The organism is Vreelandella lionensis (assembly GCF_044543515.1).
Taxonomy (GTDB): Bacteria; Pseudomonadota; Gammaproteobacteria; order Pseudomonadales; family Halomonadaceae; genus Vreelandella; species Vreelandella lionensis.
This window is the reverse complement of sequence record NZ_JBITWC010000013.1, coordinates 77024-93016: the sequence shown is the minus strand read 5'-3', so window position 1 is coordinate 93016 and position 15993 is coordinate 77024. Positions and strand designations below refer to the sequence as shown.

Below are 15993 nucleotides of genomic sequence, written 5' to 3'. Positions count from 1 at the left end.
TCCTTACCGCGCTATGTATCTTTGTGACCTTTTGGAATAGTGACTCTCCATGCGACGAATCCCCCCCTCTTACGCGCTGGCTAGCCTGCTGGTGCTGGCGTTAGTGGTATGGCTGGCCGTTGGCGATTTTCAGCGTTTTCAATCCACTCCCCCCGACTCGGCAGCGGAGGAGCGCGATGCCCTGCCACGAGTAGAAATCAGCATTCAGCAGAGCACGCCTTATATTCCCCAACAAGTGCTGCAGGGCCAGCTAACCGCTGATCGCGAAACGGTGCTGCGTGCCAACGTCGCGGGTTACGTAGCAGAGAAGCCGATTGAGCAGGGGGAAAGCGTTCGCCAAGGGGATACGCTACTAGTGCTGGATAACGACGCCCTGCCCCAGCGTTTGCAGCAGGCCAGAGATGAGCTGGCGCTGGCCGAAGCCGAGTACGCGGGCGCCCAGAACCTACGCCGTCGTGAGCTGATTTCACAGCCGGAGCTGCTGCGCCTGCAAAGCGCGCTCAGCGCCAGCGCGGCGCAGGTGGCGCAGCTAGAGAAACAGCTGCAAGACACCCGCCCAACAGCGCCTTTTGACGGCACCCTCGACCGAATACAGGTAGAGCTTGGCGACCTACTCCAGCCAGGCGAGGAGTGGGCTCGCTTGATTGATGATCGTCGCTTAACCGGCACTGCCTGGGCTTCACAGCAACAGGTCGGCGAATTGAGCGTTGGCTTACCCGTTACCGCAAGACTACTTAACGGTGACTCCTTAACGGGTGAGGTTAGCTATATCAGCAGCCGGGCAGAAGAGGCTACGCGCACGTTCTATATCGAAGTGTCGCTGGACAACCCAGAGCGTCAACGATTAGCGGGCAGTAGCGCTGAGTTTACGATTACCCAATCTCCCCGCCAGGTACATTCCCTCTCCCCTGCGCTCTTTAGCTTGGATGAGCAGGGCCAGTTAGCCATCAAGCATCTGGATGAAGAGAACCGCGTGGTGCAAACCGCCGTGGAACTGATCAGTGCAGATACCCAGCGTGCCTATGTCACCGGGCTGCCTGATCCGGTCACGCTGATTACCCTTGGCGCTGGCTTGGTCAGCCCCGGCGAAGCGGTAACCCCCGTGCCTGCCCAGGAAGGTGGACATGCGCCAGTTAATTAATGCCGCCCTCACCCATACCCGTACCACGCTGCTGCTACTGGTAGGGCTGCTACTGGCGGGCACTGCCGCATGGCAGGCGATTCCCAAAGAAGCCAACCCCGACGTTACCATTCCGATTATCTACGTCTCTCTCGCGCTGGAGGGCGTCAGCCCCGAAGATGGCGAGCGCCTACTGGTCCGCCCCATGGAGCAGGAGCTGCGTGGCATCGAGGGACTGCGTAAATTCACCGCTCAGTCCAGTGAAGGCCACGCCTCGGTAACGCTTGAGTTCGACCCTGGTTTTGACCCAGACACCGCCCTGGCCGATGTGCGCGAGCGCGTCGATATTGCCCGCAGCAGCCTACCCGATGAAGCGGAAGAGCCACGGGTGATGGAAGTTAACGTCTCCGAGTTTCCCGTTCTGAGTATCGGCCTCTCCGGCGAGCTGGATACCCGGGAGCGGATGACGATTGCCCGGCGCTTGAAAGAGGAAATCGAAGGCATCGCCGATGTGCTCGAGGTAGAGATTGCTGGCGAACGGGAGGACCTGTTGGAGATCGTCGTCGACCCGCTGGTGCTGGAGAGCTACGGCGTTGATTTCGACACCCTGTTCAATCAGATATCGCGCAATAACCGCTTGGTCGCCGCAGGCAGTCTGGATACGGGCGCGGGGCGTTTAGCGTTAAAGGTTCCCGGCATTATTGAGTCGTTAAACGACGTGATGAACATGCCGGTGAAAGTAGAAGGAGATCAAGTGGTCACCTTTGGCGATGTGGCCTGGATTCACCCCACCTACAAAGAGGCCGAAGGATTTGCCCGTATTGATGGCCAGCCCGCCGTGGTGCTGGAAATCTCCAAACGCGCTGGGGCCAACATCATCGCGACCATTGAAGCGGTGCGAGAGCAGTTCGCACTCGCAGAAGACCTGTTGCCCGAACAGCTACGGATAACCACTATTCTGGATGAGTCGGTTACCGTGCAGAACATGCTCTCGGAGCTGCTGAATAACGTGTTAACCGCCGTGGTGCTGGTACTGATTGTGGTGGTGGCGGTGATGGGCTGGCGGATGGCACTGCTGGTAGGGCTGACCATCCCAGGGGCGTTTCTCACCGGCATCCTGCTGGTGTGGGCATTCGGTTTTACGCTCAACATTGTGGTGCTGTTTGCCCTTATCCTGGTGGCGGGTATGTTGGTAGACGGCGCCATAGTGGTCAGCGAGCTGGCAGACCGCCACTTGCACGAGGGGCAAGCCCCTTATCAGGCGTGGCTTAATGCCGCTTCGCGTATGAGCTGGCCAGTGATCGCCTCCACCGCGACGACCGTGGTGGTCTTTATCCCCCTACTGTTCTGGCCCGGCGTGGTAGGCCAATTTATGAAGTACCTGCCCGCCACGGTGATTTTATGCCTGCTGGCCTCCTTGGCGATGGCACTGGTGTTCTTGCCTACGCTGGGCCGCCTGTTCACGCGCACCTCTCATGCCAGTGGTACCGGGCCGATAGATGAAAGCACGGCGCTAGGCCGTGGTTACCGTCGGATACTGAGCCGTCTCCTGCAGCACCCAGCCTGGGTGCTACTGTTTGCCGTACTGCTCATCGCACTGCTGTACACCGGCTATGCACGCTTTAACCATGGCGTAGACTTTTTTCCCAGTGTCGAGCCGGACAGCGCCCAGGTACTGGTACGCGCCCGTGGCGATTTTTCGGCGGAAGAAACTGACGCGATATTGCAGCGCGTGGAGCAGCGCTTGGGTGGTATGGGGGAAGTGGAGGCGCTCTACGCCCGCTCTTACGCTGTGCCCGACCAGCAAATGGGCAGCGATGTGATAGGCATGCTGCAGTTCCAGTTTATCGACTGGTATCAGCGCCGTCCTGCTCGCACTATTCTGGCGGATATGGCTGAGCGCACCCAGGATATCCCAGGCATTACCCTGGAGTTTCAAGAGCAGGAGATGGGCCCCGGCGGCGGCAAGCCGATTGTGCTGGAAGTGAGCGCTACCGACCCGGACATTGCCGATGCAGGGGTTGATCAAATCACAGCGATGATGCGCAACCTTGGCGGCTTTACCGATATTCAGGATAACCGCAGCCTGCCGGGCGTCGAGTGGCAGGTGCATGTGGATCGCGAAGCCGCTGCCCGTATGGGAACCGATATCACCACCATCGGCAGTGCCGTTCAACTGCTCACCACCGGGCTGCAAGTCGCTACTTACCGCCCGCCGACGGTGAATGATGAGGTGGATATACGCGTTCGCCTGCCAGAAAACTGGCGCACGCTAAACCAGCTTGAGCGTTTGACGATTAATACCCCAAGGGGGCAGGTGCCTATTTCGCACTTTGTGGAGCTTACTCCTGCACCAAAAGTGGGCACGCTTAACCGCATTGATGGCCGCCGTGCTATTACGGTGGAAGCCGACTTAGCCCCAGGCTTCTTAGCCGATGAGCGGCTGCGCGCACTGCTAGACGCTGGCCAGGGCCAACTGCCCGATGGGCTAATGGTGAATGTGGCCGGTGAACAGGAGGATCAGCAGGAATCGATGCAGTTCTTAGTGGGCGCTTTTTTGATTGCGATTGGCTTAATGGCACTGATTTTGGTGACCCAGTTCAATAGCTACTATCAAGCAGTGCTGGTGCTATCGGCGATTGTGTTCTCAACGGCAGGGGTATTGATGGGACTACTCATCACCGGCCAAGCGTTCGGCATTGTGATGGTAGGCATGGGGGTCATCGCGTTGGCAGGGATCGTGGTGAACAACAATATCGTATTGATCGATACCTACAATGAGCTGCGCGCAGATGGGATGACATCCGTTCAAGCAGCACTGGAATCAGGCTGCTTGCGCTTGCGGCCCGTACTGCTCACCGCCATTACCACCGTGCTGGGCTTAATGCCGATGGTGCTGGGTGTAAACGTTAACCTGTTCGCCCCAGCGCTAGGCTTTAACGCTCCTTCCGCCCAATGGTGGACCCAGATGTCCAGCGCGATTGCCGGTGGCCTTACCTTTGCCACCGCCCTCACGCTGCTGCTCACTCCCTGCATGCTAGTGATTGGCGGCAAGCTGCGCCGCTAAGGATGCGAGTGAGTTATTAGCAAGTCAGCATCCGCTAAGGCAGCCAGAAATGCTGCCTTAGCGGAAAATTAGGCGGGAGATTTCACTTGCTTGGGGCTATGGACGGCGTGCAAACGAGCAATGAGCTGATCTTCTAGCGCAAAGCGTTCAGTCAGGCCTTTGGCGAGACGGTCAATCCAAGCGGGTAACCGCGCTAGGTTTTGTTGGCAGCGCACCGGGGATGCGAAGTCTTCATCAAACTCCAGCACCATGGCAGTAGACATTTCCAGGCGCTCTAGCAGTTGTGCGGCAATGTGAAGCGCGCTTTCGTCATCAAAGGCTTTCGCTTCTTCCGCAAGCTGCGGGTAAATCTCAAAGTGCCCAGCACTGATATAGTCCATCAGCAGTTCGCTGAAGGTATCAATGCGCGCCTTGCTCACGTCTTCCAACTCCGCATCGCAGGCTTCTTTTAGTTCGATAAAGCTCACGAGTAGCGCGCGACGCTGATCAAGCCAGCGATCAATCAAGCTGTGTACGCCTCCCCAGCGCTCCAGGGCATTTTTGCAATCGTCGAGCATGGGGCTTTCTCCTTGCAGATAGCCGCCTTTAACAGGGCTAGACTCGCCTTTCCCTCTACCTCTGTCAATCTTGGCGGGTATGGTTTCCTTGATACTGAATAGTGCGCCGTCAATAGTCAACGCCGATATTAAGCAGCCGGTGGGCTACCGGCTGCCATTACCCATCCTAGCGCTTAATAGCTAGCCATAAAATACGCAGCGGCACCAACGCCAGCAATAAAAAGCCGATGAGGGTCCAGGCGGGCAGCGATAGTCCTAACAGCATGAAATCGATTTCAGCGCACTCCCCAGAGCCGGTAAGCACCATGGCGACGACTTCCTGCATAGGTAGGATATCCATCATGTAATCCAGCCCTGGGCCACAGCTAGGCACCTCATCTGCTGGTAAGCCCTGCAGCCATACATGACGCCCGGCGATAAAGGCACCGGTGCCCACGGCAGCTAGCCCCAACAAGCCATAAATGCCTCTACCCACGCCCCCTTTAGGGTTGTGAATGGCTGCCACAGCTAGCACTAGCCCGGCGGCGATAACCGCTACTCGCTGAAAAATACATAGCGGGCAGGGCTCTAAGCCCACAATGTGCTCAAGGCTCAGCGCTACGGCCATCATCAGTACGCAAAACGCGACACCGGCGAGCGCCGTCGGACGAATGGCTGATGATGTCATTGCGCATCCTCGGGTGGCAGTGCAGAAAGCGCCCGAGACTCTCGCGCTTTGGTGAAATAACTCTCTAGGAACTCGCTAAAGCTCTCTTGGTCGGCATCCTCAATATCCCGCTGCTGCTGGTGAGAGGTGTCGATCAGTTGAGCGAGTAGCGCTTCGCGGGAACGCAGCATCGGCGTGGCTTTCAGCTTATCGGCTTGGGCCTGCGCCATGCTCAGTAGCGTGTCGCTTAGTGATCCATTGCTCTCTTGCAAGCGCGCCAGCATTTGCGCCGAGGGGGTCAACGAAGGATCTTTCAAGCGTGGTGCAAGAGCTTCAAGCGCTGCTGCATGGGGTTCGCCCTCCTCGACAGCATCCAGCAAGCGTGCCACCTCAGCCATTTCAGCAAAAATTTGCTCGCCCCAAGCAGGCAGCGTGACCGATTCCCCATTGCGAGTTAGGCGCAGTTCCGGGTCGCGGCCGCGCTCTACGACCAGCCGACGGTTATCGTCTAGGCGGTCACACTCTTCATCGGAAATCCAGGGGCTGTCGCTGAGTAGGCACCACATCAGGAAGGTATCGACAAAGCGCATCTGGGATTCCGTGACGCCCAACGGGTCGAACGGATTGAGATCCAGGCAGCGCACTTCGATGTATTCGACGCCTCGGGCCTCCAACGCCTGGCTTGGCGTTTCGTTGTGCTTGGCTACGCGCTTGGGCCGAATATCGCTGTAGTACTCGTTTTCGATCTGCAGGATATTGGCGTTAAGCTGCTGCCACTCGTCGCCGTTTCTCACGCCCAGCGCTTCGTAGTCGGGCCAGGGGGTGGAGATGGCATGGCGCAACGTATTGACGTAGTTCGACAGCGAGTTGAAGCAAATTTTAAGCTGCGACTGCACCTTGTTCTGATAGCCCAAATCCGACATGCGCAGCGTGGTGGCATAAGGCGCGTAGTAGGTATCGTCGCTAAGCGGCTGCAGCTTATCCGGCACTTGGCCATTCGGCAGGAAGCTTTTATCTATCGCTGGAGACGCGCCAAACAGGTAGAGCAGCAGCCAGCTATGGCGGCGGAAGTGGCGGATCATCCCGAAGTAACGGGTCGAGCGGTAGTCGTTAAACGGGATGTTGGTGGCTTTTTCCATTTCCCGCAGCGCGTGCCACATATCTTCCGGCAGCGACACGTTGTAATGCACGCCCGCAATGGCCTGCATAATACGGCCATAGCGTACGTCTAAGCCCTTTCGGTACACGTGTTTCATGGTGCCCACGTTGGAGCTGCCGTAATCTGCAATCGGCACACTATCGTTACCTGAAAGCCGCGAGGGCATGCTGCCCGGCCAGATCCACTCGTTTTCCAAGTGGTGATAGGTAAAGGTGTGCAGATCAGATAAAAACGCCAGCGCCTCTTTGGGCTCGGAGTACACCGGAGTGATGTACTCCAGCAGCGCCTCAGAGTAATCGGTGGTGATGTGCGGATGAGTCAGTTTTGACCCCAGCGCCTGCGGATGAGCCGTTTGGGCAATATGGCCGTTGGCATCAACACGCAGACCCTCTTTCTCCAACCCGCGACGCAAGCGCCCTAAGCGCCCAAGTCGCGCGCTTGGCAGCAGCCGCTCTACCTGGGCGGTGAGCGAAGATGGCACAGTGAGAGGTTCAGACAAGGTGAACACTCCTTGTTAGTAAGGCCTGCATTAAGCAGGCCTTGTTGAAGTCAACTGGCATCGCCATAACCATTACCCTGCTTTCTAATCGAGAATAGACAGCAGGATATGGCGGCAATGGTTAAATATTCAAGACGCGCGACTATTTGCCCCGCTTGGCTTTCATTAAGGCAGCCCCAAGCGCACCCATCGCAGCAGGGGGTTCGCTCTGCTGGTTCCCCTGGCGCTGCCCACCTTGGCGGCTGCTGCGAGCGGGTTTGTGCGGCGCTGCCGAGGCCGTGCTGCCTGGTGCTTCGGGCTGTTCCGGCTCGTCATCCAAACGCATGGATAGCCCTACCCGTTTACGCGGAATATCCACGCTCATCACTTTCACCGTGACAATATCACCCGCCTTAACAACGCTACGTGGGTCATCGATAAAGCGGTCGGAAAGCGCCGAGATATGCACCAAACCATCTTGGTGAACGCCAATATCCACAAATGCCCCGAAGTGGGTCACGTTGGTAACGGTGCCTTCCAGCACCATGCCGAGCTTGAGGTCTTTGAGTGTTTCGACGCCCTCGCGGAATTCAGCGGCTTTGAACTCTGGGCGCGGGTCACGGCCGGGCTTATCCAGCTCTTTGAGGATGTCGCTGACCGTCGGCACACCAAAACGCTCATCGGCGAAATCGGCGGGCTTGAGCGCCTTCAGGGTGGCGCTGTCGCCAATCAGGCCTTTCACATCACGGCTATTCTGCTTGGCGATGCGCTCCACCAGCGTATACGCCTCTGGGTGAACGGCGCTGGCATCCAGCGGATTTTCGGCATTGCTAATACGCAAAAAGCCTGCGCACTGCTCGAAGGTTTTCGGGCCAAGGCGGCTCACTTCAAGCAGCTCTTTACGGCTCTTAAATGCCCCCTGCAGGTTGCGCTGGGCGACGATATTTTCGGCAATAGCGGCGCTTAGGCCTGCCACACGGGAAAGCAGCGCGCTGGACGCGGTGTTGAGATCCACGCCCACGGCGTTAACACAGTCCTCAATCACGGCTTCCAAGCTGCGAGAGAGCTGCACTTGGGAAACATCGTGCTGGTACTGGCCCACACCGATGGATTTGGGCTCGATCTTCACCAGCTCGGCCAAGGGGTCTTGCAAGCGGCGGGCGATAGAGACAGCGCCGCGAATCGTCACGTCCAGATCCGGCAGCTCGCGGGAAGCATACTCTGAGGCAGAGTAAACAGAAGCGCCCGCTTCAGAGACCATCACTTTGCTGACCCGGTGCTCTGGTGCAAGCGCTTTAATCAGTTCCCCTGCCAGCTTGTCGGTTTCGCGGCTGGCGGTGCCGTTACCCACAGCAATCAGCTCCACACCGTGCTGTTTTACTAACTTGGCCAGCACGTTAAGCGATTCATCCCAGCGGTTTTGCGGCGCATGGGGGTAAATCGTTGCTTGGTCAATAAACTGACCGGTGGCGTCGATCACCGCTACTTTACAGCCAGTACGCAGGCCTGGGTCTAGCGCCAGCGTTACTTTCTGCCCGGCAGGCGCTGCCAGTAACAAGTCTTTCAGGTTAGCGGCAAATACGTCGATGGCGGTCTGCTCGGCGTGTTCACGCAGGCGGCCCAGCAGCTCAGTTTCCAGCGCGGTGTAAAGCTTCACACGCCAGGTCCAGCGAACTACTTCGCTTAACCATTTATCCGCCGCGCGCCCCTCATCACTAATGCCTACTTGCTTGGCAATCGCCACTTGGGCGGGGTGAATGGGTGCGTCATCTTCGCCCGGCAAACGGATCGCTAGGCTTAAGATACCTTCGTTGCGGCCACGGAACATGGCCAGCGCCCGATGCGAGGGCACTTTCGCCAGTTTTTCATCGTGCTCGAAGTAGTCGGAGAACTTCGCGCCCTCCTGCTGTTTGCCATCCAGCACGCGCGCACTGAGCTCGCCCTCTTGCCATAGCCGCTCCCGCAGTTGACCAATCAGCTCGGGGTCTTCTGCAAAGCGCTCCATCAGAATCTGCTTGGCACCATCAAGCGCCGCCTTGGCATCTTCAATGGCGGGGATATCCCCTTCGGCTTCGCGCAGGTATTGGGCGGCTTCACTTTCGGGGTCAAGCGTTGGGTTCGCTAACAGCGCATCCGCCAGCGGCTCTAACCCGGCTTCACGGGCAATTTGGGCTTTGGTGCGGCGCTTTTTCTTGAAGGGGAGGTATAAATCTTCCAAACGCTGCTTGGTATCGGCGGCTTGAATGGTCGCTTTGAGTGTGGGGTCTAACTTGCCCTGCTCATCGATGGCGGCCAGTACCGCTTCACGACGCTCTTCAAGCTCGCGCAGGTAGCGCAGGCGTTCGTCCAACTGGCGAAGCTGCGTATCATCCAGTGCGCCGGTGACTTCTTTACGGTAACGGGCAATAAAAGGAACGGTAGCGCCACCATCCAGAAGCTCTACCGTTGCGGCGACCTGTTCAGGCCGGACGCTTAGCTCTTCGGCCAAGCGTGCAGTAATGCGTTGTTTGACATCCATAACGTGCAACTAACTCATGCAGCATTCGAGGTGCCGACAAGGTACCACAAACCACCTAGACTGGCATGGATTGCCCTTCGCCCCACCGTTAGGCGGGCACAAAGCGCAGCGCAACGCCGTTATTGCACCAACGCAGGCCGGTAGGTTCTGGGCCATCTTCAAATACGTGGCCCTGGTGGCCGCCACAGCGGGCGCAGTGGTATTCGGTGCGGGGCCAAACCAGCTTGAAATCCAGTTTGGTCAGTAAGTGACCCTCTACATGTTCGAAGAAGCTCGGCCAGCCAGTGCCAGAATCGTACTTCATGGCGCTGGTGAACAGCAGCAAATCGCAGCCTGCACAGTGGTATGCGCCTTCATCGTACTGCTTATCCAACGGGCTTGAGAATGCTGCCTCTGTACCCTCTTCGCGCAGCACATTAAAGGCATCATCAGAAAGGCGCTCGCGCCATTCATCTTCGCTCAGCTCCAGTTTTTCTAAATCTGGGGCAGCCTCAAGATCAAGGCGCGGAAAGCCAAACGAGACACCCGGCAAAACACCCGCTAAGCCGGTTAACCCTGCTAAGCCTAAAAAGTGACGACGTTTCATTGGCGTAACTCCCATCGACAACGGTTGGATAGTAAAGAGAAACAAGCAGATATGAAAAAGGGACAGTGCCGTGGCACTGTCCCTTTCTGACTACTTAGTTGTCCGTACGTTCGACAACTTACACTTGGGTGTAAAAATTATGTCAACTGCGGGCCTGCTTTGATGATGGCTTCGTTAACGCCTTCAAACTTCTTGAAATTATCAACGAACTTGGTGGCCAACTCTTGCAGGTGGCGGTCATAAGCGTCGCGGTCTGCCCAGGTCTCGCGAGGGTTGAGCAGGCTGGAGTCTACACCCGGCACGGCGACCGGTACGTCGAGGTTCAGGCCTTCGATGTGCTGAGTTTCCACATCGCGCAGAATACCTGACTGAATAGCACTGATAATGGCGCGAGTGGTCGGGATGGAGAAGCGCGAGCCACCTTCACCGTATGCGCCGCCGGTCCAGCCAGTGTTGACCAGGTAAACCTGGGCATCTTTCTTCGCCACTCGCTTGATCAGGAGATCGGCGTATTCACGCGCCGGACGCGGGAAGAACGGAGCGCCGAAACAGGTAGAGAACGTCGCCGCCAAGCCTTCGGAAGAGCCCATTTCAGTGGAGCCAACTTTCGCTGTGTAGCCTGACAGGAAGTGGTAAGCCGCCGCTTCTTTCGACAGCACGGAGACCGGCGGCAGAACGCCCGACATATCGCAGGTCAGGAAGACGATGGCATTCGGCTCGCCTGCCAGGTTTTCTGCGACGCGCTTCTCAACGTGCTCCAGCGGGTAGGCAGCACGAGAGTTCTGAGTCAGGCTGTCGTCGGCATAATCCGGCTCGCGGCGGTCGTCGAGTACGACGTTTTCCAGCACGGTGCCAAACTTGATCGCGTTCCAGATGACCGGCTCGTTCTTCTCAGAAAGGTCGATGCACTTGGCGTAGCAGCCGCCTTCCATGTTGAAGACAATGCCGTCACCCCAGGCGTGTTCGTCATCACCGATTAAGTAGCGTGCTTGGTCAGCGGAAAGCGTGGTTTTACCGGTGCCAGAGAGGCCGAAGAAGAGGCAAGTTTCGCCGTCTTCACCCACGTTGGCCGAGCAGTGCATCGGCAGCACGTCGGAAGCGGGCAGCAGGAAGTTCTGCACAGAGAACATGGCTTTCTTCATTTCGCCTGCGTAGCGCATGCCAGCGATCAGCACTTTACGCTCGGCGAAATTGATAATTACACAACCATCGGAATTGGTGCCGTCGCGGTTCGGGTCACACTCAAAGCCTGCGGCGTTAAGAATGGTCCACTCCTCTTTCGCCGCTTGGTTGTAGGCCAAAGGGCGAACAAACATGGTGCGACCAAACAGGTTCTGCCAAGCGGTTTCAGTGGTCACGCGTACCGGCAGGTAGTGAGTGGCGTCGCTGCCCACGTGCAGCTCAGAAATGAAGTGCTCGCCGTTACCCAGGTGATCTTCAACCCGCGCCCAAAGAGCTGAGAATTTTTCAGCGTCGAAGGGGCGGTTAACGCTGCCCCAATCAATGCTGTCACGGGTGGAAGGCTCATCGACAATATAACGATCTTTCGGTGAACGCCCAGTGCGCAGGCCAGTGTTTACCACCAGGGCACCGTTTGCTGACAGGCGGCCTTCACCACGGGCCACGGCGCGCTCGATCAGTTCGGCGCTGCTGAGATTAACGTGGGCTTGGGGAGCGGCTTGAGTCGTGGTCATGTCGATTCCTGGGTCTCTAATTTTCCGGGCGTCGCCGACGCCTTAAGAAATCATCCTAGCCCCTGTTATAGCGGTCACAGCAGGCTAGGTGCGCTGAAGTTTGGCGCATTATGGCAAAAAGAAAGCCCCCGGGAAACGGGGGCTTTTACCAAATATCTTGTAGTTAAACTACTACAATAGCACTACATTTTGTGTTGCGGCGCAGTATATTTTTCAAACATCTGTTTGGCTTTTCGGCTTAAAGCACGATGTGCTCTAGGGTAACAGCAAAAGACCTGAACAGAGCTGGCCCTATGCGCCGACTACACAATTAGTGAATCACCGGCGGTGGCGCGCCCGGGTCTTCCAACAAAATTTCAATATCCGCTGCGGTGTAGTGATATTTCGTATGACAAAAGTGGCATTGGGTGTCAATCGCGCCCTGTTCGCGCAAAATACCCCGAAGTTCATCCTTGCCAAGGGTATAGAGCGCATGACTCATGCGCTCCCGCGAGCAGGTGCATCCAAAGCGCAGCGCTTTGGGGTCGAAGACCCGCACGGTCTCTTCATGATAGAGGCGATACAGCACTTCTCGCTGCTCTAAGCCCAGCAGCTCTTCTTGCTTGATGGTATCGGCTAGGTGAACGCTGCGCTCCCAGGCGTCTACATCCTGGTTTTGCGACGCATCCGGTAAGCGCTGGAGAAGTAGCCCTCCTGCCCGTTCGCCGTCAGCAGCTAGCCAAAGCCGCGTGGGCAGTTGCTCCGACTGGCCGAAGTAGGCTTCCAGACAGCCGCCCAGAGTATCGTGATCCAGCGCGACGATGCCCTGATAGCGATGCCCCTCTTTAGGGTCTAGGGTAATCACGATTTGGCCGTCCCCTACCAGCTCGCGGAAGCTAGCGTGTTCGCTGGGCAGTGCGGCGTCTTCGGCAATACGTGCAATGGCCCGCAGCTCGCCGCCGGGGTTGGACTCTGCCATTAACAGGGCGAGCGCTCCCTGGCCGCGCACTTCGATACTGAGCGTACCATCCAGCTTAACGGTATCGGTCAATAGGGCGACCGCCGCTAGCAATTCACCCAGCAGTTGGTTAACTGCGGGTGGGTAGGCGTGGCGGTCGAGCACTTCGTGGTAAGCCGTGCTGAGCGTAACGATCTCGCCACGCACGTTGGTTTGGTCAAACAAAAAACGTTGAATTTGATCAGACATAAAAAGACCATAGGAGGAGAAGTAGTAGGAGAGCACAGCAGGGTAAGCGGCTGCTTACTCCCCTTGCTGACGCTGGAAGCGCTGGATATCACGCCGCTGTTTTTTATCAGGGCGTTTAAGCGGGTGCTGCATGGCTTCGTTGGTTAAGCGGCGCGCCTCGGCCTCTTTGGCACGACGTTTAGCGCTCTCTTCGGTTTCCGCATAGAGCTTACGCGCTTCCGGTGCGCCTCGACGCTGGTCGGATAGCGCGGTAACTTCCACCTCGAAGATATCCCAGCCTTGCGGCACACGGATCAGCGCACCCAGCTCAACGTTCTTACTGGTTTTTACACGAGCTCCGTCGTAATGGACTTTGCCGCCTTCAATGGCTTTTTTGGCCAGAGCACGGGTTTTAAAAAACCGCGCTGCCCATAGCCACTTATCCAAGCGAACGCTGTCACTCATTCACGCTCTCCTAATGTGTGTGAACTCAGATGTGTGAGCGTTGCCCTGGCAACTCTGCGGGTAGCAGCTGGGCAAATCGGTCAAGGGCAATAAATTCCTGTAGCTCTTTCTCTGGGCGCTGGCTGTCAGGCTGCTTAATCCCTAACAGATGCTTGATGCCAAACTCGCGAGCGCTCTCTAGCACCCGGGCATTATCATCAATAAACAGGGTGCGGGCGGGATCGAATGGCTCGCGTTCTTGAAGTGCAAACCAGAAGGCTTGCTCCTCTTTCGCAGCCCCCACGTCTTCTGATGAGATGATGGCGTCTAGGTAGTTTTCCAACCCTGTCAGCGGCAGTTTTAACGCTAGGCTGGCGCGGTCGGCGTTGGTAGCGAGCACCACGCGAGGATGCGCTTGCTTGAGCCATGTTAGAAAGTCTAAAGCATCGCTGCGTAGCCCAATCAAGTGCTGCACTTCGCGCTTGAGCGCGACGATATCCACGTTGAGCTCGCGGCTCCAGTAGGCAAGGCTGTACCAGTTCAGTGTGCCCTGCTCACCCATGATACGCGCCTTGAGGGCCTCCTGGCTGGCCTGATCAAGCTGGTGCAGCTCTACGTAGCGCCGAGGCAGGTGCTCAAGCCAAAAGTGGCTGTCGAAGTGAAGGTCCAGCAGCGTGCCGTCCATATCAAGTAGGACGGTATCGATCTCGCGCCAATCAATCATTGCCGCTCCAGTCTTAAAGAGTAAGCGTGCTATTGTAGCGTAACCCGTTTTTTGCAGCCACGGAGGCATGATGTCACGCGACGATACAGCAACAGGCGATACGCCAACCGGCTATCCGCGCAAGCCGCAAATCTTAGGCCGCCAGCGCGTCGCCCAAAGCCGTTTATTTCAAATTGAGTCACTGGATTTGCGCTTCTCTAATGGGGAAGAGCGACAGTTTGAGCGTTTAACCGGTGCTGATCGCGGCGCGGTGATGATTATTGCCATGCCCGACCCGGACCACGTGCTGCTCATTCGGGAGTATGCTGCGGGGTTTGAGGACTATGTACTGACCTTGCCAAAAGGCTTAGTCGACCCAGGCGAAGACATCATTACCGCCGCCAACCGCGAGCTGATGGAGGAGTGCGGCTTCGGTGCGCACCGCATTGAGCCGTTGGTGGAGCTGTCGCTAGCGCCCAACTATATGCGCCACCGCATGCAGGTGCTAATGGCAACGGACCTCTACCCCAAACGCTTACCGGGTGACGAGCCCGAACCGCTGATTGTAGAGACCCATGCCATCGAAGAGCTGCCTGCCCTACTCATGCGCGAAGACTTCCATGAAGCCCGCGCCATCGCTGCGCTCTATATTGCGCGGGATAAGCTGCGCGAAGAGAAGCGCAGCAGCGAGATGGATTTGCTGTAAAGCATGAGATAAATAGACAGGGTGCCCACGCGGCACCCTTAATGCTTAGAAAGCGCAGACGCTAAAGATGATGCTTCAGCGCTATCCAACGGCGCTGGCGGTGGCTGTCCAAACCTGCCTCCAGCAGTGCCATGCAACGCAAGGCGTCATCGATATCCACGGGAAGCGGCGCTTTATCACGAATCGCCGCGCTTACCCCTTGGTAATAGGCGAGATAGTCGCCGGGCAATGTGGGGTGGTCGTGACGGACGAGCGGCGCGTCTTCGCCTTCTCCCTCGCGCAGGGTCAGCGTTCCAGGGCTATCTTCTCCCCAGGCTGAAGACGGCGTTTCCCCGGCTTTCAAACGATCTTCCTGCGGGTCTAAGCCGTACTTGATATAGCTGCCTTTGGTGCCATGAATGCGGTAGCGCGGCGTGGGTTCTGCCACCAGCGTACCGGCACTCAAGCTCACTCGGAAACCGTCGTACTCCAGCAAGGCCAGGAAGTCGTCATCGGCTTTGGCGCCGTCACGGCGTACACCTAGCTCTAGCAAAATGGCGTTGGGCGTGCCGAATAGCTCGCAGGCCTGATCTAGCAGGTGCGGGCCTAGGTCGTACCAAATACCGCCCCCTGGGGTGGCTTTTTCCCGCCAGCGGTCACGCACTTCAGGGCGAAAGCGATCAAAGCGCGACTCAAAGCCGGTCATGCGTCCTAGCGTGCCTTTCTTTAAGAGCGCTTGAATGGTCAGGAAGTCACTATCCCAGCGGCGATTATGAAATACCGAAATCAGCCGTTCTTTATCCACCGCCAGGGCTTTTAGCTGTTTTGCTTCTGAGAGCGTGACGGTAAAGGGTTTATCCACTACCACATGCTTGCCCGCAGCGAGCGCTGCTTTGGCTAAGGGGAAGTGGGTATCGTTCGGCGTGGGAATTACAATGAGATCAAGGTCAGGGCGCTTACATAGTGCCAGCGCTTGGCTCTCTATTTCCACATTGGGCAGGTCCGCCTTCACCTTGGCCGCATCGCTTGAGGAAACGGCCACTAAATCTAGCCCTTCGGTCGCTTGAATCAAAGGGGCGTGAAACGTCTTGCTTGCAAACCCATAGCCAACAAGGCCAACGTTGATGATCGCCTTCATTACAATCCTTAGTCGATGTGACGGTTCAGGTTG

At 57.3% G+C, this 15993-nt stretch carries 13 protein-coding genes; 3 read left to right on the top strand and 10 right to left on the bottom strand.

The genetic code is table 11. The annotated features are described in order from the left end of the window. Positions 1 to 49: 49 nt before the first annotated feature. On the top strand, positions 50 to 1141 hold the full coding sequence (locus tag ACIGG6_RS09990; protein ID WP_399844253.1) for an efflux RND transporter periplasmic adaptor subunit: 1092 nt from the start codon (positions 50 to 52) through the stop codon (positions 1139 to 1141). Continuing rightward, entirely contained in the window at positions 1125 to 4187 is a 3063-nt protein-coding gene (locus tag ACIGG6_RS09985) for an efflux RND transporter permease subunit (RefSeq protein WP_399844251.1), read from the top strand. Before ACIGG6_RS09990 ends, ACIGG6_RS09985 begins: the two co-directional genes overlap by 17 nt. Positions 4188 to 4255: 68 nt before the next feature. Here ACIGG6_RS09985 and rsd read toward each other — a convergent pair whose 3' ends face one another. The 9 genes from rsd to yrfG form a co-directional block, all read right to left on the bottom strand. After that, positions 4256 to 4744: a sigma D regulator gene (rsd, locus tag ACIGG6_RS09980; RefSeq protein WP_399844249.1), complete on the bottom strand. Its 489-nt coding sequence runs from the start codon at positions 4742 to 4744 to the stop codon at positions 4256 to 4258. A 166-nt stretch (positions 4745 to 4910) separates the two neighbouring features. After that, complete coding sequence (locus tag ACIGG6_RS09975) at positions 4911 to 5411, bottom strand: disulfide bond formation protein B (protein WP_253501910.1); 501 nt, start codon at positions 5409 to 5411, stop codon at positions 4911 to 4913. After that, entirely contained in the window at positions 5408 to 7048 is a 1641-nt protein-coding gene (gene gshA / locus ACIGG6_RS09970) for a glutamate--cysteine ligase (protein ID WP_399844247.1), read from the bottom strand. Before gshA ends, ACIGG6_RS09975 begins: the two co-directional genes overlap by 4 nt. Before the next feature lie 142 nt (positions 7049 to 7190). After that, entirely contained in the window at positions 7191 to 9545 is a 2355-nt protein-coding gene (locus tag ACIGG6_RS09965; protein ID WP_399844246.1) for a Tex family protein, read from the bottom strand. Positions 9546 to 9633: 88 nt separating this feature from the next. After that, positions 9634 to 10131: a peptide-methionine (R)-S-oxide reductase MsrB gene (gene msrB, locus ACIGG6_RS09960; RefSeq protein ID WP_083022890.1), complete on the bottom strand. Its 498-nt coding sequence runs from the start codon at positions 10129 to 10131 to the stop codon at positions 9634 to 9636. A 137-nt stretch (positions 10132 to 10268) separates the two neighbouring features. Then, positions 10269 to 11825 (bottom strand): phosphoenolpyruvate carboxykinase, encoded by a 1557-nt coding sequence (locus ACIGG6_RS09955; protein WP_399844244.1) that lies wholly within the window; start codon positions 11823 to 11825, stop codon positions 10269 to 10271. 310 nt (positions 11826 to 12135) lie between these two features. Beyond that, on the bottom strand, positions 12136 to 13011 hold the full coding sequence (gene hslO / locus ACIGG6_RS09950; RefSeq protein WP_399844242.1) for an Hsp33 family molecular chaperone HslO: 876 nt from the start codon (positions 13009 to 13011) through the stop codon (positions 12136 to 12138). Between the two features lie 54 nt (positions 13012 to 13065). Then, positions 13066 to 13455: a ribosome-associated heat shock protein Hsp15 gene (hslR, locus tag ACIGG6_RS09945; RefSeq protein WP_062361748.1), complete on the bottom strand. Its 390-nt coding sequence runs from the start codon at positions 13453 to 13455 to the stop codon at positions 13066 to 13068. A gap of 25 nt (positions 13456 to 13480) precedes the next feature. Next, the gene (gene yrfG / locus ACIGG6_RS09940; RefSeq protein WP_253501923.1) at positions 13481 to 14158 is read right to left on the bottom strand and encodes a GMP/IMP nucleotidase; all 678 of its coding nucleotides are present in this window, start codon (positions 14156 to 14158) and stop codon (positions 13481 to 13483) included. 70 nt (positions 14159 to 14228) lie between these two features. Between yrfG and nudE the strand changes: the two genes are divergently transcribed. Beyond that, on the top strand, positions 14229 to 14843 hold the full coding sequence (gene nudE / locus ACIGG6_RS09935) for an ADP compounds hydrolase NudE (RefSeq protein WP_399844240.1): 615 nt from the start codon (positions 14229 to 14231) through the stop codon (positions 14841 to 14843). Between the two features lie 61 nt (positions 14844 to 14904). Here nudE and ACIGG6_RS09930 read toward each other — a convergent pair whose 3' ends face one another. Continuing rightward, a complete protein-coding gene (locus ACIGG6_RS09930) occupies positions 14905 to 15960 on the bottom strand; it encodes an oxidoreductase (protein WP_399844238.1) in 1056 nt (351 codons plus the stop codon). Positions 15961 to 15993: the final 33 nt, after the last annotated feature.